This window comes from Caballeronia sp. AZ7_KS35 (genome assembly GCF_023631045.1).
GTDB classification, from domain to species: domain Bacteria; phylum Pseudomonadota; class Gammaproteobacteria; order Burkholderiales; family Burkholderiaceae; genus Caballeronia; species Caballeronia zhejiangensis.
In genome coordinates this window covers 48,392-64,207 of record NZ_JALQDV010000048.1, presented here as the reverse complement: position 1 = coordinate 64,207, position 15,816 = coordinate 48,392, and the positions used below count along the sequence as shown (strand labels likewise).

Genomic DNA, 15,816 nt, shown 5'->3' with positions numbered 1-15,816 from the left:
GTGCATGCGGCGCGCGCGTCGCACGATTAGCGGTCCGGCGCGCGCGGAACGGGCAGGAAATGCAGCAAGGCTTTGAGCGTATAGATGACGATCATGGTCCCGGCAAGATCGCCGATGAACATCGCGAAGAATCGCGCGACGATATGCTCCGTATCGCCCTGAAGATAAAACCAGATGTTATGCAGCAGCGGACCGGCAAGCGCATAAGCGACGGTGAGCATCATCAATCTGCCCGCCGTCAGATTCGATAGCGACGCGTCGAGTCCATAGATCTCGCGCGCGAGTCGATACACGGCATAAGGCGCGACGGTCGCAATGATGCCGCCGACGAAAGATCTCACCGGATCATTTGGAAAGAAATAAAAGAAATCGACGAGCCAGCTTGCGAAAAGCAGCCCGAGTGCGCCGTCCGCGCCCAACAACAGCGTGCTGAGCAGCCGAATGCCGGCCGGAAGATAAATCCAGTTCACGCCTCGCACGAACTCGGAATGAGTAAAGATTTCCTGATTGGCCCAGAGCGAGGTGATAAAGACGAGCGCCGTTCCGACGACGGAACATAAGCGAAGTTGAAGGGAAGACATTGGCGGCGTGCCAGTGAGCGGCGGTAAGGACGCACATCTTATCGCAGCACCGCGCGAATTCATGCGTCGAGCATCGTGCGCGTCTGGCCTTGCGCTCTTCCGCCGTAATTCGCCGACGATTCGAGTTTGGCCGCGATGCGCTCCAGTTCGTTCAGAAGCGATTCGAGCTCCATGCGCTGAAGCGGCGCGATGGCGGGCGCATGCTGCAATTCCTCGATGCGCTCGCGCCAGTACGAAACGGGCCACGCCGCGCTGCGATGCCAGTGGCGCGAGCGGATCATCCTCGCGAGATGTTCGATCTCCTGCTCGATGAAATGCGCCGTGATGTAGTTGTTATCGCGTTCCTGAACCACGCCCCTGCCCTCCCGGGAAATCGCTCGGGCAATAGCGAAACGCGCTCACTCGTCCGCTCTTCGTATTGCTCCCTTGTATTGCGCCCCTTGCTCGACGCACTATCTTAGCACTTACTTATCAACTTGATAAATAGATCGTCGATTGTGGTTTGCCGTATATCGCGAATGCTATGATCGGTTCGTTCCCTAAAAGCGATTTCTTCATGGCCAAAAAGAGCGTGTTCGATGCCTATTTCCGCTTCCTGAATCTGGCTCAGGCAGTGCAGGCATTGCCTTCGGTGCCGAAGCTCGATGCTGCCGAAGAACGCTTGCTCGAAGCGCTCACGGCGTCGTGGCACGCGGGCCATGCGCTGACGGTCACGGAGACGATGGCGCTGTCTATCGCGGGCGCGCCGGCGACGGTGCATCGCAAGCTGACGAACCTCAGAAAGCAAGGCCTCGTATCCGTCGATGAAAGCAGCGACGATCTGCGCATCAAGACCGTCGTGCCGACGCGAAAAGCACTGGATTACTTCGAGAAGCTCGCGGCGTGCCTCGATGAGGCGAAGAAGAGACGCTGAGAATCAGAACCGGTCGATCATGCCAACCTGCACGCCGCGCACCGGCGCGCCGGGATAAGCCGCCGGAATCCCGACTACGTTCACGCCGCGCAGCGTGAAGGTCGCGTCGCCATGATTGCGCAGCATCGCGCCGCTCGCGTAAAGCAGCACCTTCGGCGAGAGATCGTATTCGCACGCAACGCTGAACTGGTCAGCGTCGTTATCGCTGCCCGAGCGATCGCGTGCATACGCATAGCCGAGCGATGCGCGCAGGCGCGGCGTCACCGCGTAGCGCATCGAGACCGAAAGACCGTCGTTGTGATAGCGCGGCGACCCGCCATCGCCGTTGAAGTACGAGAGGAAGGCCGTCGTCTTGCCGAAGCGATACGACACGCCGCCGAGATTCGCACGCAAGCCGGTGTCGCCTTGCGTGTCCTGATGCGCGTACGAAATGCGAAACGGCCCGCTGTGATACGCGAACGTCTCGTAGTTCCCCGATAGCCCGTTGCCGTTGCCGCTATCGCGCAATGCGACCATGAGCGTCGTCGTGAAGCCGTGAAAATCGGGCGACAGATACGTGATGCCGTTATTCGTGTAAGGCGTGATCTTCGACAGATTGTTGAGCCCCGACGCGATCGTGCCCGCACCGAATGCATCGAGTCCGCCCTTGAACGGAATGTAGATCGGCGAATACTGCCGGCCGAAGCGCAACTCGCCCCACGGCGCGCCGAGCCCGATCCACGCCTGTCGATTGAAGATCGTGTTGGCCGTCGCGAAGGTGCCGTCGGCGGAACTAAAGCCGCTTTCCAGATCGAAGAGCAGACGCGTATCGCCGCTCAATTGCTCGTAGCCGCGCAAGCCGAAGCGCGAGCCGCGATACGCGCCCGAATCCATGCGCGGCGTCCACGACGAGCCCGGGTTCGTCACTTCGATGCTCGTATCGATGCTGCCGTACAAGGTCACGGCGCTCTGCGCATGCGCGGACGTTGCGCCGATGCCGCACAGCATCGATACAGCCAGCAGGCAAATGAAAGTGTTGGTCAGACGCATGAAATCTTCGGTTCGTACGATCAGCGGTTCAATGCATACGCGATGACGTAATCGCCACGATCCGGCGATTGCCGCGCGCCGCCCGCCGAAATCAGCACGTATTGCTTGCCCGTCTTCGGCGACACATAGCTCATCGGACCGCCCTGGCTTCCGACCGGCAAGCGCGACTTCCACACTTCCTTGCCGGTGGCGCTGTCGAACGCACGCAGATAATAGTCCTGCGTGCCCGCGATGAACACGAGGCCGCCTTGCGTCGCGAGCGTGCCGCCGAGCGTCGGCATGCCGATGGGCATCTTCACGCGCATCTTGATGCCGAACGGACCCGTGTCCTGCACGGTGCCGACGGGCACTTGCCACACGATCTTTTGCGTCTTCAGATCGACCGCGGAGAGCGTGCCGAACGGCGGCTTCTGGCACGGAATGCCGAGCGGCGACATGAAGCGGTTCTTGTTCACGGCATACGGCGTGCCCTTCAGCGGCACCGCGCCCATGCCCGTGTTGACGGCTTCGCCGCCGTTGCTCGCGGGCGCGCTGTCGGTCTTTTGCGGAATCATCTGCACCCAGAGACCGAGGCGCATGTCGTTCACGAAGACGACGTGATGATTCGGATCCGTCGACAGGCTGCCCCAGTTCATGCCGCCGAGCGATCCCGGGAAGCTCAGCGAGACATCGGTGTCGGGGGCGGTGAAGAGGCCGTCATAGCGCATCGACTTGAAGCTGATGCGGCACATCAACTGATCGAACGGCGTCGCGCCCCACATGTCCGATTCCTTCAGCGTGTCCGCGCCGATCGTCGGCATGCCGGCCGAGAACGGCTGCGTCGAAGAGTACTGTTCCTGCGCGATCGTGCCCGTCTTCACCTTGCGTTCTTCGACGCGCGTAAGCGGCTTGCCCGTCATGCGGTCGAGCACGAAGATCTGACCGGATTTCGTGCCGAACACGACCGCGGGCTTCGTCGATCCATCCTTCTCGGGAAAGTCGACGAGGCTCGGCTGCATCGGAACGTCGAAGTCCCACAGATCGTTGTGGACCGTCTGGTACACCCACTTTTCCTTGCCGGTGGTCGCATCGAGCGCGAGGATCGACGTCGCGTACTTGTGATCCAGCGGCGTGCGATTGCCGCCCCACAAGTCCACCGACGAGCTGCCCATCGGGATGAAGACAGTGTGCATCGCGGCGTCGTAGGACATCGGCGCCCACGAATTCGGCGTGCTGCGCGCGTAAGTCTGACCCGGTTGCAGGCGCGCGTTGGGGTCGTCGCGGCCCGGATCGAACGCCCAGCGCATCTCGCCGGTAATGACGTCGAAGCCGCGCAATACGCCGCCCGGCATGTCGGTCTGCACGTTGTCGGCCACGCGTCCGCCCACCACGACCGTCGTGCCCGCGAGCGTCGGCGCCGACGTGAGCTGATACTTCGGATCGTCGGCCGCGCCGAGACCCGCTTTCAGGTTCACGAAGCCGTGTTCGCCGAAGCCTTCGCAGAGCGCGCCGGTGTCGGCATCGATGGCGACGAGACGCGCATCGATCGTGTTCATCAGCAAGCGGCGCTGGCAGCTTGCGCCCGCCGCGATGGAAACGGGGGTCACAGGCGTCGAACCGTTTATCGTCGGTTGCGCCACAGGTTTCGTCGCATCGAAATACGCGAGGCCGCGACAGCGGTTCCAGACCTGCGCCCGCGCGTTGATCTCGCGCTTCCAGATCTGCTTGCCGCTGTCGGCATCGACGGCGATCACGTTGTTGTGCGGCGTGCACAGGTAGATGCGGTCGCCGATCTGCAGTGGCGTCTCCTGATCTTCCGCGCCGTTGCCGGTCGGGCTTTCGGGGACATCGCCCGTATGGAAGGTCCACGCGACACGCAGATCCTTCACGTTATCGCGCGTGATCTGATCGAGCGCCACGAAGCGGCTGCCGCCGGCCGTGTTGCCGTAGTTGCTCCAGTCCTTCTGCGCGTGCTCCTTCGCGACGGGCACGAGCGGCGTTTCATTGCCATCGGATGCGACGGTCGGATGCGGCTCGAACATCTGCACGAAGGTAACGAGCATGCAAAGCGCGATGACGCCAGCGAACGCATACGCGCGCTTCGACGCGGGCTTGCCGGTCTCATGCGTGCGCAACGATGGCCACGTAAGCAGCGCGAGCATCATGAAGCCGGCCGGCAGCATCAGCCGCGACACGAGCGGCCAGAAATCGAAACCGCCGTCGATGGGCGCCCACACGAGCGTGCCGATAAATACCGCGCCGAAGGCGAGCACAGCCGACGACTTCGCCCGCATGAACTGCACCGCGGATACGACGATAACCGCTCCCGCGATCACGAAATACGCGCTGCCGTGCAGAAGCGCGAGCTTTGCGCCGCCGACGACGAAAATCAGACCAGTGGCCAGCAGCACGAGGCCCAGCACAACACACCCTGCTCTCAGCGCGGCTGAAAGACGGGCTTTACTCGTAGACATCGAAATCTTCTCCAGGAATCTGCCATGCGATCCGCTTCGGCGACGGACAGGAATGCGCGGCCGTATCGCACCGCGCGATGAAAGCGTTCCGTGAAGTCGATACCGCGACACGCGAGAAGCGGCGACGCATGAACGCGTGCGCCGATGTGCGCGGCTGGATCGCATGTCCCGCGCGATCAGTCAGACCGGCCGGGGCATTAGCGTAAACCCGTGCATTCTAACCAGATAGTTAAATTTCTGCATAGTTCGCACGAATGCAGCACGGCGCAGGCTCACACGTCGTGCTCGGTCGCGAACGCTTGTCCTTCTTGTTCGAGCCACGCGCGAAACAGCACGATCAGATCGTGCCCCGCTTTCTCATCGGCGACATACGTGCAATAGCTTCGCGACGGCAAACGCGGCCCGTCGAATGGCGCGACGAGACGGCCTGACGCGAGATCGTCGGCGACGAGCGCGGTCGGGCCCATCGCGATGCCCATGCCATCGACAGCGGCCTGCAAGGTCAGATAGAAGTGATCGAAGGTGAGCACCGCCGCTGGCGTGAGCGCCGCGATGCCCGCCTGCGCGAGCCAATCCGGCCAGACGCGCGGCAAGCTCGACGTGTGCAGCAGCGTGTGCCGCCGCAAGTCTTCAGGCGTCTGCAAAGGAAGACGTTTGGACAGCGTGGGGCTGCACACCGGCAGACGTTCCTCTTCGAGAAAGCGCCGCATCACGTAACCGTAAAACGTGTCGGGGCCGCCGCGAATCACGATGTCGTATGTGTCCTTCAGGCTTTCTACCGGTTCGTTCGATGTCTCTATCCTGACTTCCACATCGGGATGACGCGCGCGAAATTGTTCGAGCCTCGGCACGAGCCAGCGCAACGTGAAGGTAGCGGGCGCATTCACGGTGAGCGTGCGCGACACGGCCTCGGACACGCCATAGCGCGCCGTGGCCTGCGAGAGCCGATCGAAGAGCGGACCGATTTGCGCGAGATAAACGCGCGCCGCCGGGGTCAACACCACACGCCGGTTATGACGCTCGAACAGGGGCGCGCCGAGCCACGCTTCGAGCAAACGCACTTGCTGGCTGATCGCCCCGTGCGTGACATGCAGCTCGGCTGCGGCTTCCTTGAAGCTACCGAGTCGCCCAGCGGCTTCGAAAGCGCGCAACGCATTGAGTGAAGGCAATGCCGGTCTCATTCGCAAGAGCTTTTCTAACGCGACGATGCAATTTATATGGTTTGTGAGCGGCTCACAAGATAGTTATTCTCGTAACCATCCGTCATATAACCGATATAAGAAAGCATGTTCACCTACACCGGCGGTGTCGTTCTCTTGGCAGCCGTGCTCCACGCAAGCTGGAACGCGATGCTCCATGGCAACCGCGACCGGTTCTTCTCGATGACGTGGATGAGCATCGCGATCGGCGCCGTGTCCGCGATCGTCGTCTTCTATCTGCCGATGCCCGCGAAAGCCGCGTGGCCCTACATCGTCGCGTCGGGGCTCGTGCATATCGTCTACAACGTGAGCCTCGTGCGCTCGTATCGGCGCGGCGATCTCGCGCAGGCTTATCCGATCGCGCGCGGATCGTCGCCGATGCTCGTCACGCTCGGCGCGGCCATCTTCGCGCACGAGGCGATCGGCCCGCTGCATGCGCTCGGGATCGTGCTGATCTCGGGCGGCATCATCGCGCTTGCATTGCAGGGCGGCCGCGTATCGCGCGCGGGGGTGCTCGCCGCGTTGACGACGGGCGTGACCATCGCGATCTACACGGTGATCGACGGCATCGGCGTGCGTCTGTCCGATGGCGAAGCGCTCACCTACACTGCGTGGATGTTCATGTTCTATTGGTTCATGCCGATGATTTTCGTCGCGAAACGCGGGCCCGCGGCGCTATGGACGCCCGTGAAGCGAGCGCCGATGGCCGTGGGTTCGTCGCTCGCGGGCGGCCTCGTGTCGATCGCGGCTTACGGCATCGTGATCTGGGCGATGCAATCCGGCGCGATGGGCACGGTCTCCGCGTTGCGCGAAACGAGCGTCGTGTTCGCGGCGCTCATCGGGCGCGTGTTCCTTCAGGAAGCCGTCAGCGCGAGGCGCTGGCTCGCCTGCGTGGTGGTCGCGGTCGGGGCGGTTTGCCTGGGGCTCTGACCGCTCTGCGTCATTTCGTCCGTAAGGCACATCTCGCGAACTGAGGGAAAAGCCGGCCTTTGATCGGCGAATCGGGATTGCGGAAGGTTCGATAAATTGCTCATCGTGGCATTGGGCCCGACGGCGAATACCGAATCGAGAAGAACCTTGCAACCCGTACACGAATGGCACACGGCGCCTCTGCCCGCCGACGAAGCGAAGCGGCTCCAGTTGCTGCACAGTCTCGACCTGCTCGACACGCCACAGGAAGAAGTGTTCGACCGCGTAACGCGCGTCGTCGCCGAGCTGTTGCAGGTGCCGATCGCGCTGGTATCGCTCGTCGATGAACATCGGCAATGGTTCAAGTCGCGTGTCGGACTCGATGTATGCGAAACCGCGCGCGACGTGTCGTTCTGCGCGCACGCGCTTCACTCCGAACGTCTGCTGCTCGTCGAGGACGCTCACGCGGATGCGCGCTTCGCCGGCAATCCGCTCGTCAGGCGCGCGCCACACATCCGCTTCTATGCGGGCGTGCCGTTGCGCTCGTCCAGAGGTCTCGTGCTCGGCACGCTTTGCGCGATCGACACGAAGCCGCGCAAACTCACGGCAAGCACGCAGGCCGCGCTGTGCGATCTCGCGGCGACCGTCGAGCGCGAGATCGTGCAGCGCGAAGCCGCGCGCGAAACGCGTGAGATTCAGGAAGCCGACCGCCGCAAGCTGCGCCTGTCCGAGACGCGCTTTCATACGATCTTCGAACAGACGCCGACGGGCAAGGCTATCGTCGATCTGGAGGGCCGCTTCGTCGAAGTGAATCCGAAGCTGTGCGAAATCACCGGTTATAGCGCCGATGAACTCGTCACGATGACCTTTCAGCAGATCACCGACGAAGCGGATCTGTCGGCCGATCTGCAACTCGTCGCGGAACTGCTCGACGGCACGAGCAAGACGTATACGCTGGAAAAACGATATCGCCGCCGTAACGGCGAGCCGGTTTGGGTCGAGCTTTCCGTCGCGTTGATTCGCGACGAACGCGGCGAGCCGCTGCATTTCGTGAGCGTCGCGCACGACATCTCGAGCCGCAAATACAGCGAACAGGTGTTGCGCGATTATCGGCAGGAACTGGAGCGCCGCGTGCTCGAACGCACGCGCGAGCTCACCAGCAATCGCGCCGCGCTGCAGACGATCACGGACAATCTGCCCGTTCTCATCGCACACGTCGATGCTGACCTGCGCTATCGCTTCAACAATCAGGTGTATCGCGAGGTGTTCGGCGTCGAGCCTTCGGCGTTGCGTGGCAAGACCGTGCGCGACACGATCGGCGCGTCGACCTTCGAGCGCTGTCTGCCTTACTTTCGCCGCGTGCTCGCCGGCGAACGCGTGACGCACGAGGACATCGTCTATGAAGGCGCGCCGAGCCGCGTCTGGAACGCGACGTATATTCCCGAGTTTCAGCGCGAGGAAATTGCCGGTTTCTACATCATGTCGCAGGACATCACCGAGACCAAGCGGCGCGAAAATCAGATGCGCTCCGAAGTCATGCTGGACGCGCTCACGGGCCTGCCGAACCGGCGCGCGCTCGCCGAGCAACTCGCGCTTTCCGTCGATGCCGCCCGCGATGACGCCGTGCCTTTCGCGCTCTTCTTCATGGACCTCGACGGCTTCAAGAGCATCAACGATCAGCACGGTCACGACGTCGGCGACGCGCTTTTGATACAGGTGGCCGCGCGCCTGAAAAAGACGACGCGCGCGGGCGATCTCGTCTGCCGCCTCGCCGGCGATGAATTCGTGCTGCTGGCGCGCGGGATTTCGTCATCGAGTGCATGCAGCCGCATCGCGCAGGACATTTGCCGCGCGATCGGACGGCCGTTCGAACTCGGCCGCGTCGAAGCGCATCTCGGCACGAGCGTCGGCATCGCGATGTGCGCGGGCGGCTTCGACACGTCCGCCGAAGCGATGCTCGGCGACGCGGATCGCGCGATGTACGAAGCGAAGCGCAAGGGACGCAACGGCTTTCGCTTCGCATCCGTCGCGGCGGACGTCGCGCCGACGATCAACAACTATCTCGATGCCGATCGCCGCAGCGCCGTGCATCACTGACTTCCACGATATGCAATGAAGGTCCGTTTCACGAAAACGCGCGCTGCATGGCAGCATGCCGCGAGTTGCATATCGGAGAATGGGCTTTCTCATCATGGGAACCCGCAACTAGAGCATTGATTTACTTCGATAATTATTTGCTTCGCGACGTCGCGCATCGTCGCCGGCCGCGTCCCTTTCTTCGCTAACCTCTTATACAAGAGGCGCACGTTCGCCAATGCGAACCGCCCGGTGCTTTCCAATCAAGCTGGAGAAACGCGATGCAGAATGTCTATGTCGAACCGATGCCGAAGGGCCAGTGGGGACCGATCGACGGTTACGCGCTCGAATTCCCTGACGGTACGAGAATGACGCAGCAGAGTTATCGTTCGGAGCGGCTCGCCGTCGATGAAATCAAGCTGCGCGGCTATGCGCCCATGGTCGCGAAGGTACGCGTAACCGACAAGACCGTCGACGAACACTGGGAAGCCGTCGAATAAGATCGTCAGCGCGCTTCGCGTCCCGCGCGAAGCGCTTCCCTTTCCTTTCCGATCCGCGCGGGTTTTCAGTTCTTTTTCTTGCTCGGACGCCAGCTATCGTCGGCGGTCATCGCGGGCTTCACCGCCGGAGCGATGGCCGCGACCTTCTGAAATTCCTTCGTGTCGGTTTTCGCTCGTGCGACGGGCGCAGCAGGCGGCGCCGCGCGCGTCTGACGCTGCTTCGGCTCGGTCCTGGATACGCGGCCTTTCGCTGCTTCAGCGCACGCGCGCTCGGACTTGCGCGAACATGCAGAAGCCGACTTCGATACGGGTTTCGCTTTCGATGTCTTGACCGATTGCTTCGCGCCGTGCGTCGACGGTTTTTTTGCGATCGAGCGTTCGGGAATCACGCTCTGCCGCGTGCTGTCCTTGCTCGATGCCGTGACAGGAATCAGTGGCGACGCAGCTTCCGCTGACGGACGCGCGGCGGAGCGCAGCGGGCCGTCCACGATTCTGTCCGCCGAATCGATATTGATGGCGGCGATCGGTGCGGCCTTCGTCTCGATCGGACGGACCGTGCCTGCGACGGCCACAGGCAGCGTTCCCGCGCGCGGTGTCGATCCGTGCTGCTCGAAGTAAGCACGCGCGAGAAAACACGCACCGAGCACGACGGCGGCCATGACGACCGTTGCGAGTATCGAATGCGATGGACGCCCCGTCGCAAGCACGGCAGCGCCATTGGCGATGGAGGCAGGCGCAGGCGCGGGTAAACGCGCTTCGTATGTTCTCGAACGCGCCGGCCATCGCACGCGGGCCACTTCGCCCTGTGGCGCAAACTGGCGCGTCACGCCTCGCGCCGCCTCGACTGCCCGCAGAGCTGTCTCCGCGCCCCTCGTCAGCACGGCCCCGTGGCGGTCGGCGCCGCAAAACGGGCACACGCTTTCTTCTACTGATGAAAGGGTTTCACATCGGGGGCAGATGACGAAATAAAGCGAGCCATCGCCTCGCTGTTCCATTGTCACACTCCATCCGAATCAGTTCGGAAGGCCGATCGACAATCAGCGATCGTCCGGTCGCAAGTAATACATACGAATTACCGTAGCACACCGGGCATTGTTTCGGAAGCACAAACAACCCCTTTTGAACAGGGTCATTTGTCAGTCGAATAGCGGCTTTCGCTCCGCTACGTCTAATCAATGACTAATCAGCACTCGGAACTTTACTAATGATTAATCATGCGCGTGGCAAATGCGGCGCCGTCTGTGCGATCTGGTCGAGTTCATCGCGCACCGCATCGACGACACACGCATCACGCAGAGAAACATCTGCCGCATGAATCGCTTCGAGACGCCGCCGCACGGCGCCGTACTGCGCACCCGCACGGCGATGCAATTCCGCACGCTCGCTATAGCGCAAAAACGTCTGCAACGAGGCGAGCACGGCGGCGCTCAGACTCGTCATCCCGATCAGGATGTGCACATCCGGCGACACCGCCGTCGCTACGAGCGATAAAAACGCGGACGTGCCCGTCGCCGCCGTGATGCCGATGACCGCAAGCCCGAGCCGTCTGCCGCAGCGCGTCAGCCGGTCGGCCATCGTGTAATGACGAATCTGCGATTCGCGCGCGCGCCGGATCCACGCCAGCACGAGCGTCGACATGTCTCGGGGCGGTTGATATGAGGTTTCGGTCATGTTCTAAGCACTCTACGAACAGACTTCATCCTCCCGGCTAATCAGGACATTTACCGTCCCGATGGCGCTTGAATCATCTTCCAGCCATTGCCCGCGGGATCGCGAAAACCGGCATCGACGCTGCCGTAGCGATCGACCGGTTCCTGCGTGAACTCCACGCCGCTCGCCTTCAGCCGCTCGTAAGTCGCGCGGCAGTCCGCGACGGACAGCACGAGCGGCGGCATCGCGCCCTTTGCGACCATCGCGCGCAGCGTTTGCGCGGTCGCATCGTCGTGGATCGGCGCGCCCGGCGCGAACAGGCCGAGCTGAAACGACGGCTGATCCGGATGCTGCACCGTGAGCCATCGATACGTGCCGTTGCGCACGTCGGTATGAACGCGAAAACCGAGCTTGTCGACGTAAAACGCAAGCGCTTCGTCCTGATCGTCGACATAGATGCCCACCACGCCGATGCCCTGATTCATGTGACCTCCTTCGTTGAAGATGGCCGCACTGTACCTTTCGCACCGCGCCGCCGCTTCTCCAAAACTGCGATCGTGAGATCGGGTCGTTGCGCGGCCTTCAGCACGCACGCGGGCACGCGATCGAGCGCGTCGACGCCGGCGCGCGCTTGCACGCGCATCGCGCTCGGACTGTGGCCGGTGATATCGCGAAAGATGCGGCCGAACGTTCCGAGACTTTCCCAGCCGGTGACGAAGGCAATATCCGTGATGGCGAGCTCGGTGTCGCGCAACAGCGTGACGGCCTGCTCGATGCGCCGCGTCAGCAGATAGCGATGCGGCGGAACGCCGAACGCGCGCTTGAACGATCGCGCGAAATGCGCTTCGGAGACCCCGCTGACTTCGGCCAGACGGCTGACCGGCCAGTCCTCGTGCGAACACGCGTCCATGCGATCTTTGGCGCGCAACAGACGCCGCAACAATGCCGGATCTTGCAACGCATCGGCGGTGGCGGGTTTGCGAGTCGGCATGGCGTTCGGGGTGCGGAAAACGAGCGGCTAGTGTAGCCCGGCGCGCACAAAGAAAAACGTCGTGCAGAGGCTATCCGCACGACGCAAAAGTCGCTCATTCCTGAGAAGAAAGAGCTAGAGGAGATGGAAAGTATCTTAGCCCGCGTCCCCGATGCGCGATGTGCCGGAAAGCGGCCGTTTTGCGGCCCAATTCGCGCAATCGGTCTTGCATCACAACAACGGCAGCGTGAGACGGATGTGTTCCGCGAACGCCGATGTCAACATCGAAGGACGCTCGCGCGCGAACTTCAGCGATATGCCGACGCCCGGCAACGCCGGCAGCCCGGCATCCGCATTCAGCACGCACAGATCGGCGGGCACGGCGGTCTGCGTGATGACCGCGAACGCCTGCCCCGAGCGCACCAGCGCCGTGAGCCCCGCGAGACTGCTGCTCGCGTACGCGATGCGATACGCCCTGCCCGCGCGCTGCAAGGCTTCGCATGCGGCGATGTGATCGAGCGTGTCCGGATCGGAGAGCGCGAGCGGCAACGGATCGTAATGCGCGGAATCCATCCCCGGACAGCCGATCCAGACCAGTTGCTGGCGCCGGATGACCTCGCCGCCGGGTTTGTCTTCGGGAAGCGAGAGCATCGCGAGATCGAGTGCGCGCTTTTTCAGTTGCTCGGCGAGCCGGGGCGTCGGCCCGCACACGACTTCCACCAGCGCGTGCGGATGCTGACTCGAAAATTGCCGCAGCAGGCTCGGCAGGAACACGGCGGCGTAATCGTCCGGACAGCCGAAGCGGATGCTGCCCGACAAGCCTTTTCCGCACAGATCGGCCATCGCCTCGTCGTGCAGACGCAGGATGCGCTGTGCGTGAACCAGCAGGCGCTCGCCGGGATTCGTCAGCACGACGCCGCGTCCGGTGCGCTGAAAAAGCGGCTGATCGACGATATCCTCGAGCCGCTTCGTCTGCTGGCTCAGCGCCGATTGCGTCCGTCCGATGCGCTCGGCCGCGCGACTCAGCGCGCGCACTTCCGCGATGACGGCAAACGAGCGCAACAACTCGATTTCCAGTGACAGGCTCAAGGTATTAGCGCCTCTTCTATCTTGCATTAGAACTATTCGATTCTATAAAACCTGAGCGTTGTCTACACTGCAGATTGTTTCCTATCCCGCCAGGAGAAGCACGGTGTCCCTGAACAACGACGCAACTTTCTGGCGCAACGCCAGACAGCACCTCATCCGCTACGGCGGCACGTTCGAGCCGATGATCATCGAGCGCGCGCAAGGCAGCTTCGTCTACGATGCCGATGGCCGCGCGATTCTCGATTTCACCTCCGGACAAATGAGCGCCGTGCTTGGCCACAGCCATCCCGAGATCGTGTCGGTGATCGGCGAATATGCGGGCAAGCTGGATCATCTCTTCAGCGGGATGCTGTCGCGTCCCGTCGTCGATCTCGCGACGCGTCTCGCCGATATCACGCCCGCCGGTCTCGATCGCGCGCTCTTGCTGAGCACCGGCGCCGAATCGAACGAGGCCGCGATCCGCATGGCGAAGCTCGTCACCGGAAAATACGAAGTCGTCGGCTTTGCGCAGTCGTGGCACGGCATGACGGGTCACGCGGCGTCCGCAACGTACAGCGCGGGGCGCAAGGGCGTCGGTCCCGCGGCGGTCGGGTCATTCGCGATTCCCGCGCCGTTCCCATATCGCGCGCGCTTCGAGCACAACGGCCGATACGACTGGCTCGCGGAACTCGACTACGCATTCGATCTCATCGACCGGCAGTCGAGCGGCAATCTCGCCGCGTTCATCGCGGAACCGATTCTGAGCTCCGGCGGCATCATCGAATTGCCGGAAGGCTACATGGCGGCGCTAAAGCGCAAGTGCGAAGAGCGCGGCATGCTGCTGATTCTCGACGAAGCGCAAACCGGCATCGGCCGGACGGGCACCATGTTCGCGTGCCAGCGCGACGGCGTCACGCCCGACATCCTCACGCTATCGAAGACGCTCGGCGCGGGCTTGCCGCTCGCGGCCGTCGTCACATCGGCGGAAATCGAAGAGAAGGCGCATGCGCTCGGCTATCTGTTCTACACGACGCACGTATCCGATCCGCTGCCCGCCGCCGTCGGCCTGCGCGTGCTGGATGTGGTCGAACGCGATGGCCTCGTCGCGCGCGCGAACGTGATGAGCGCGCGCCTGCAACGCGGCCTGCTCGATCTGATGGAGCGCTTCGACTGCATCGGCGACGTGCGCGGCCGCGGCTTGCTGCTCGGCGTGGAGATCGTCAAGGATCGCCGCACGAAGGAACCCGCCGATGGTCTCGGCGCGAAGATCACGCGCGAATGCATGAATCTCGGCCTGAGCATGAACATCGTGCAATTGCCGGGCATGGGGGGCGTGTTCCGCATCGCGCCGCCGCTGACCGTGAGCGCGGAAGAGATCGACCTCGGGCTCGATCTGCTCGGCAAGGCTATCGAGCGTTCGTTGTAGGCATCGTCAGCGCAGGCCGGCGCGCAGATCGCGCACGCCGCGTCCCAAGCGCTGACGTAAAAGCGTTCGCAAAGTCGCGCCGTCTTCGTAGCCGACTTCGGCGGCGATCGCTTCGAGATCGAGTCCGCTGCCGTGCAGAAGCGATTGCGCGCGTTCGACGCGCAAGTCCTGAAAGTACGCCAGCGGCGATTTGCCGAGCACTTCCTGGCATCGGCGCTGAAGCGAGCGCGTGCTCGTCGCCAGCGCGTTCGCCGCGTGCTGCAGCGAAAATCCTTCCTTCAGATGGTCGCGCGCCCAGCGCTCGAAACGCTGGATCAGCGGATCTGCCTGCGCGAGATGATTCGGGATGATGTACGGCGCCTGCGACGTGCGGATATCGGCGAGCAGAAAGCGCGACACGAGCGCGGCCAGCTCGGGGCTCGACTTGCGCACGAGCCACAGCGCGAGATCGAGATGCCCCATCGCGGCGCCGGCCGTCACGCCGATATCGGTCGGCACGAGCATCCGCGATTCGTCGAGCAGAACATGCGGATAGCGTTGCCTGAAAAGCGGCGCGAGCGACCACGTCGATGTCGCCTGCCGATGATCGAGCAATCCTGCTTCCGCGAGCAGAAACGTCCCGATGCAGGACGCCCCGATCGATACGCCTTGCGCGCGCCACTTCTGCAATTGCCGCACGGCGTCCTTGACGTCGGCGCGTTCCAGTGCGGGCAGCAGCAGTTCCGGCGTCGTCGCGGCGAGCGCCGGAACGATGACCCAGTCCGGCTTCAAATCGGGCGTGACGGGTTCCACCGGAATCGCGAAGCCGTGACCCGAACGCACGCGCTTGCGCACGCCAACAGTGGATACATCGAAGCGCGGGGATCCGCCCATCGTGCGCGCGGCCAACCCGTTCGCGGCTCTGAGCGTGTCGAGCGTCACGGCGAGGCCGGTATCGAAGAGACCATCGAGAGCGAGTATCGCGATGTGCATGGCGCAAATGACCCAGAAGTTGTCATTTGCGACGATACCGATCTTTCGTCCAGGCGGCTACGTTAAACGA

General features: G+C 62.9%; 16 protein-coding genes. 5 read left to right on the top strand and 11 right to left on the bottom strand.

All coding sequences use genetic code 11. The annotated features are described in order from the left end of the window. Positions 1 to 26: 26 nt before the first annotated feature. The gene (locus NCT05_RS29870; protein ID WP_250503855.1) at positions 27 to 644 is read right to left on the bottom strand and encodes a hypothetical protein; all 618 of its coding nucleotides are present in this window, start codon (positions 642 to 644) and stop codon (positions 27 to 29) included. Then, positions 641 to 934, bottom strand: coding sequence for a hypothetical protein (locus NCT05_RS29865; protein ID WP_250503854.1), 294 nt, complete (start codon positions 932 to 934; stop codon positions 641 to 643). The genes NCT05_RS29870 and NCT05_RS29865 overlap by 4 nt, the downstream gene beginning before the upstream one ends. A 203-nt stretch (positions 935 to 1,137) precedes the next feature. Between NCT05_RS29865 and NCT05_RS29860 the strand changes: the two genes are divergently transcribed. Further along, on the top strand, positions 1,138 to 1,494 hold the full coding sequence (locus tag NCT05_RS29860) for a MarR family transcriptional regulator (RefSeq protein ID WP_033536044.1): 357 nt from the start codon (positions 1,138 to 1,140) through the stop codon (positions 1,492 to 1,494). Positions 1,495 to 1,497: 3 nt separating this feature from the next. Here the strand turns inward: NCT05_RS29860 and NCT05_RS29855 are convergent, their stop codons facing one another. The 3 genes from NCT05_RS29855 to gcvA form a co-directional block, all read right to left on the bottom strand. Beyond that, positions 1,498 to 2,481, bottom strand: coding sequence for a porin (locus NCT05_RS29855; protein ID WP_409017315.1), 984 nt, complete (start codon positions 2,479 to 2,481; stop codon positions 1,498 to 1,500). Positions 2,482 to 2,543: 62 nt separating this feature from the next. Next, positions 2,544 to 4,976 (bottom strand): glucose/quinate/shikimate family membrane-bound PQQ-dependent dehydrogenase, encoded by a 2,433-nt coding sequence (locus NCT05_RS29850; RefSeq protein WP_250503853.1) that lies wholly within the window; start codon positions 4,974 to 4,976, stop codon positions 2,544 to 2,546. Between the two features lie 272 nt (positions 4,977 to 5,248). Then, positions 5,249 to 6,157 (bottom strand): transcriptional regulator GcvA, encoded by a 909-nt coding sequence (gene gcvA / locus NCT05_RS29845; protein ID WP_250437592.1) that lies wholly within the window; start codon positions 6,155 to 6,157, stop codon positions 5,249 to 5,251. A gap of 105 nt (positions 6,158 to 6,262) precedes the next feature. Here gcvA and NCT05_RS29840 point away from each other — a divergent pair, with 105 nt between their 5' ends. The 3 genes from NCT05_RS29840 (at position 6,263) to NCT05_RS29830 (ending at position 9,660) form a co-directional block, all read left to right on the top strand. Next, on the top strand, positions 6,263 to 7,105 hold the full coding sequence (locus NCT05_RS29840) for an EamA family transporter (RefSeq protein ID WP_250503852.1): 843 nt from the start codon (positions 6,263 to 6,265) through the stop codon (positions 7,103 to 7,105). Positions 7,106 to 7,252: 147 nt separating this feature from the next. Continuing rightward, on the top strand, positions 7,253 to 9,181 hold the full coding sequence (locus tag NCT05_RS29835; protein WP_250503851.1) for a bifunctional diguanylate cyclase/phosphodiesterase: 1,929 nt from the start codon (positions 7,253 to 7,255) through the stop codon (positions 9,179 to 9,181). A 260-nt stretch (positions 9,182 to 9,441) separates the two neighbouring features. Further along, positions 9,442 to 9,660: a hypothetical protein gene (locus NCT05_RS29830; protein WP_008346335.1), complete on the top strand. Its 219-nt coding sequence runs from the start codon at positions 9,442 to 9,444 to the stop codon at positions 9,658 to 9,660. 65 nt (positions 9,661 to 9,725) lie between these two features. Here NCT05_RS29830 and NCT05_RS29825 read toward each other — a convergent pair whose 3' ends face one another. From NCT05_RS29825 to NCT05_RS29805, 5 genes are all read right to left on the bottom strand, one after another. Next, a complete protein-coding gene (locus NCT05_RS29825; RefSeq protein ID WP_250503850.1) occupies positions 9,726 to 10,487 on the bottom strand; it encodes a hypothetical protein in 762 nt (253 codons plus the stop codon). 385 nt (positions 10,488 to 10,872) lie between these two features. Next, positions 10,873 to 11,331, bottom strand: a complete 459-nt coding sequence (locus NCT05_RS29820) for an SLATT domain-containing protein (protein ID WP_033536018.1) — start codon at positions 11,329 to 11,331, stop codon at positions 10,873 to 10,875. Positions 11,332 to 11,381: 50 nt separating this feature from the next. Then, complete coding sequence (locus tag NCT05_RS29815; protein ID WP_008346331.1) at positions 11,382 to 11,795, bottom strand: VOC family protein; 414 nt, start codon at positions 11,793 to 11,795, stop codon at positions 11,382 to 11,384. Continuing rightward, positions 11,792 to 12,301, bottom strand: coding sequence for a helix-turn-helix domain-containing protein (locus NCT05_RS29810; protein WP_008346330.1), 510 nt, complete (start codon positions 12,299 to 12,301; stop codon positions 11,792 to 11,794). Before NCT05_RS29810 ends, NCT05_RS29815 begins: the two co-directional genes overlap by 4 nt. A 210-nt stretch (positions 12,302 to 12,511) precedes the next feature. Then, positions 12,512 to 13,396, bottom strand: coding sequence for a LysR substrate-binding domain-containing protein (locus NCT05_RS29805; protein ID WP_250503849.1), 885 nt, complete (start codon positions 13,394 to 13,396; stop codon positions 12,512 to 12,514). 76 nt (positions 13,397 to 13,472) lie between these two features. On the opposite strand from NCT05_RS29805, the gene NCT05_RS29800 reads away from it, so the two are divergent. Further along, positions 13,473 to 14,774, top strand: coding sequence for an aspartate aminotransferase family protein (locus tag NCT05_RS29800; protein ID WP_250503848.1), 1,302 nt, complete (start codon positions 13,473 to 13,475; stop codon positions 14,772 to 14,774). Positions 14,775 to 14,780: 6 nt separating this feature from the next. On the opposite strand, the gene NCT05_RS29795 is transcribed toward NCT05_RS29800, so the two are convergent. Beyond that, positions 14,781 to 15,746 carry a GlxA family transcriptional regulator gene (locus tag NCT05_RS29795; RefSeq protein WP_175980239.1) on the bottom strand — a complete coding sequence of 322 codons (966 nt, stop codon included), beginning with the start codon at positions 15,744 to 15,746 and terminating at the stop codon, positions 14,781 to 14,783. Positions 15,747 to 15,816 lie beyond the last annotated feature (70 nt).

Coding starts and splice junctions, on each gene's coding strand:
- NCT05_RS29795 (WP_175980239.1), bottom strand. CDS start 15,746: ATGCACATCGCGATACTCGCTCTCGATGGTCTCTTCGATACCGGCCTC.
- gcvA (WP_250437592.1), bottom strand. CDS start 6,157: ATGAGACCGGCATTGCCTTCACTCAATGCGTTGCGCGCTTTCGAAGCC.
- NCT05_RS29810 (WP_008346330.1), bottom strand. CDS start 12,301: ATGCCGACTCGCAAACCCGCCACCGCCGATGCGTTGCAAGATCCGGCA.
- NCT05_RS29855 (WP_409017315.1), bottom strand. CDS start 2,481: ATGCTGTGCGGCATCGGCGCAACGTCCGCGCATGCGCAGAGCGCCGTG.
- NCT05_RS29850 (WP_250503853.1), bottom strand. CDS start 4,976: ATGTCTACGAGTAAAGCCCGTCTTTCAGCCGCGCTGAGAGCAGGGTGT.
- NCT05_RS29830 (WP_008346335.1), top strand. CDS start 9,442: ATGCAGAATGTCTATGTCGAACCGATGCCGAAGGGCCAGTGGGGACCG.
- NCT05_RS29820 (WP_033536018.1), bottom strand. CDS start 11,331: ATGACCGAAACCTCATATCAACCGCCCCGAGACATGTCGACGCTCGTG.
- NCT05_RS29840 (WP_250503852.1), top strand. CDS start 6,263: ATGTTCACCTACACCGGCGGTGTCGTTCTCTTGGCAGCCGTGCTCCAC.
- NCT05_RS29815 (WP_008346331.1), bottom strand. CDS start 11,795: ATGAATCAGGGCATCGGCGTGGTGGGCATCTATGTCGACGATCAGGAC.
- NCT05_RS29860 (WP_033536044.1), top strand. CDS start 1,138: ATGGCCAAAAAGAGCGTGTTCGATGCCTATTTCCGCTTCCTGAATCTG.
- NCT05_RS29805 (WP_250503849.1), bottom strand. CDS start 13,396: ATGCAAGATAGAAGAGGCGCTAATACCTTGAGCCTGTCACTGGAAATC.
- NCT05_RS29870 (WP_250503855.1), bottom strand. CDS start 644: ATGAATTCGCGCGGTGCTGCGATAAGATGTGCGTCCTTACCGCCGCTC.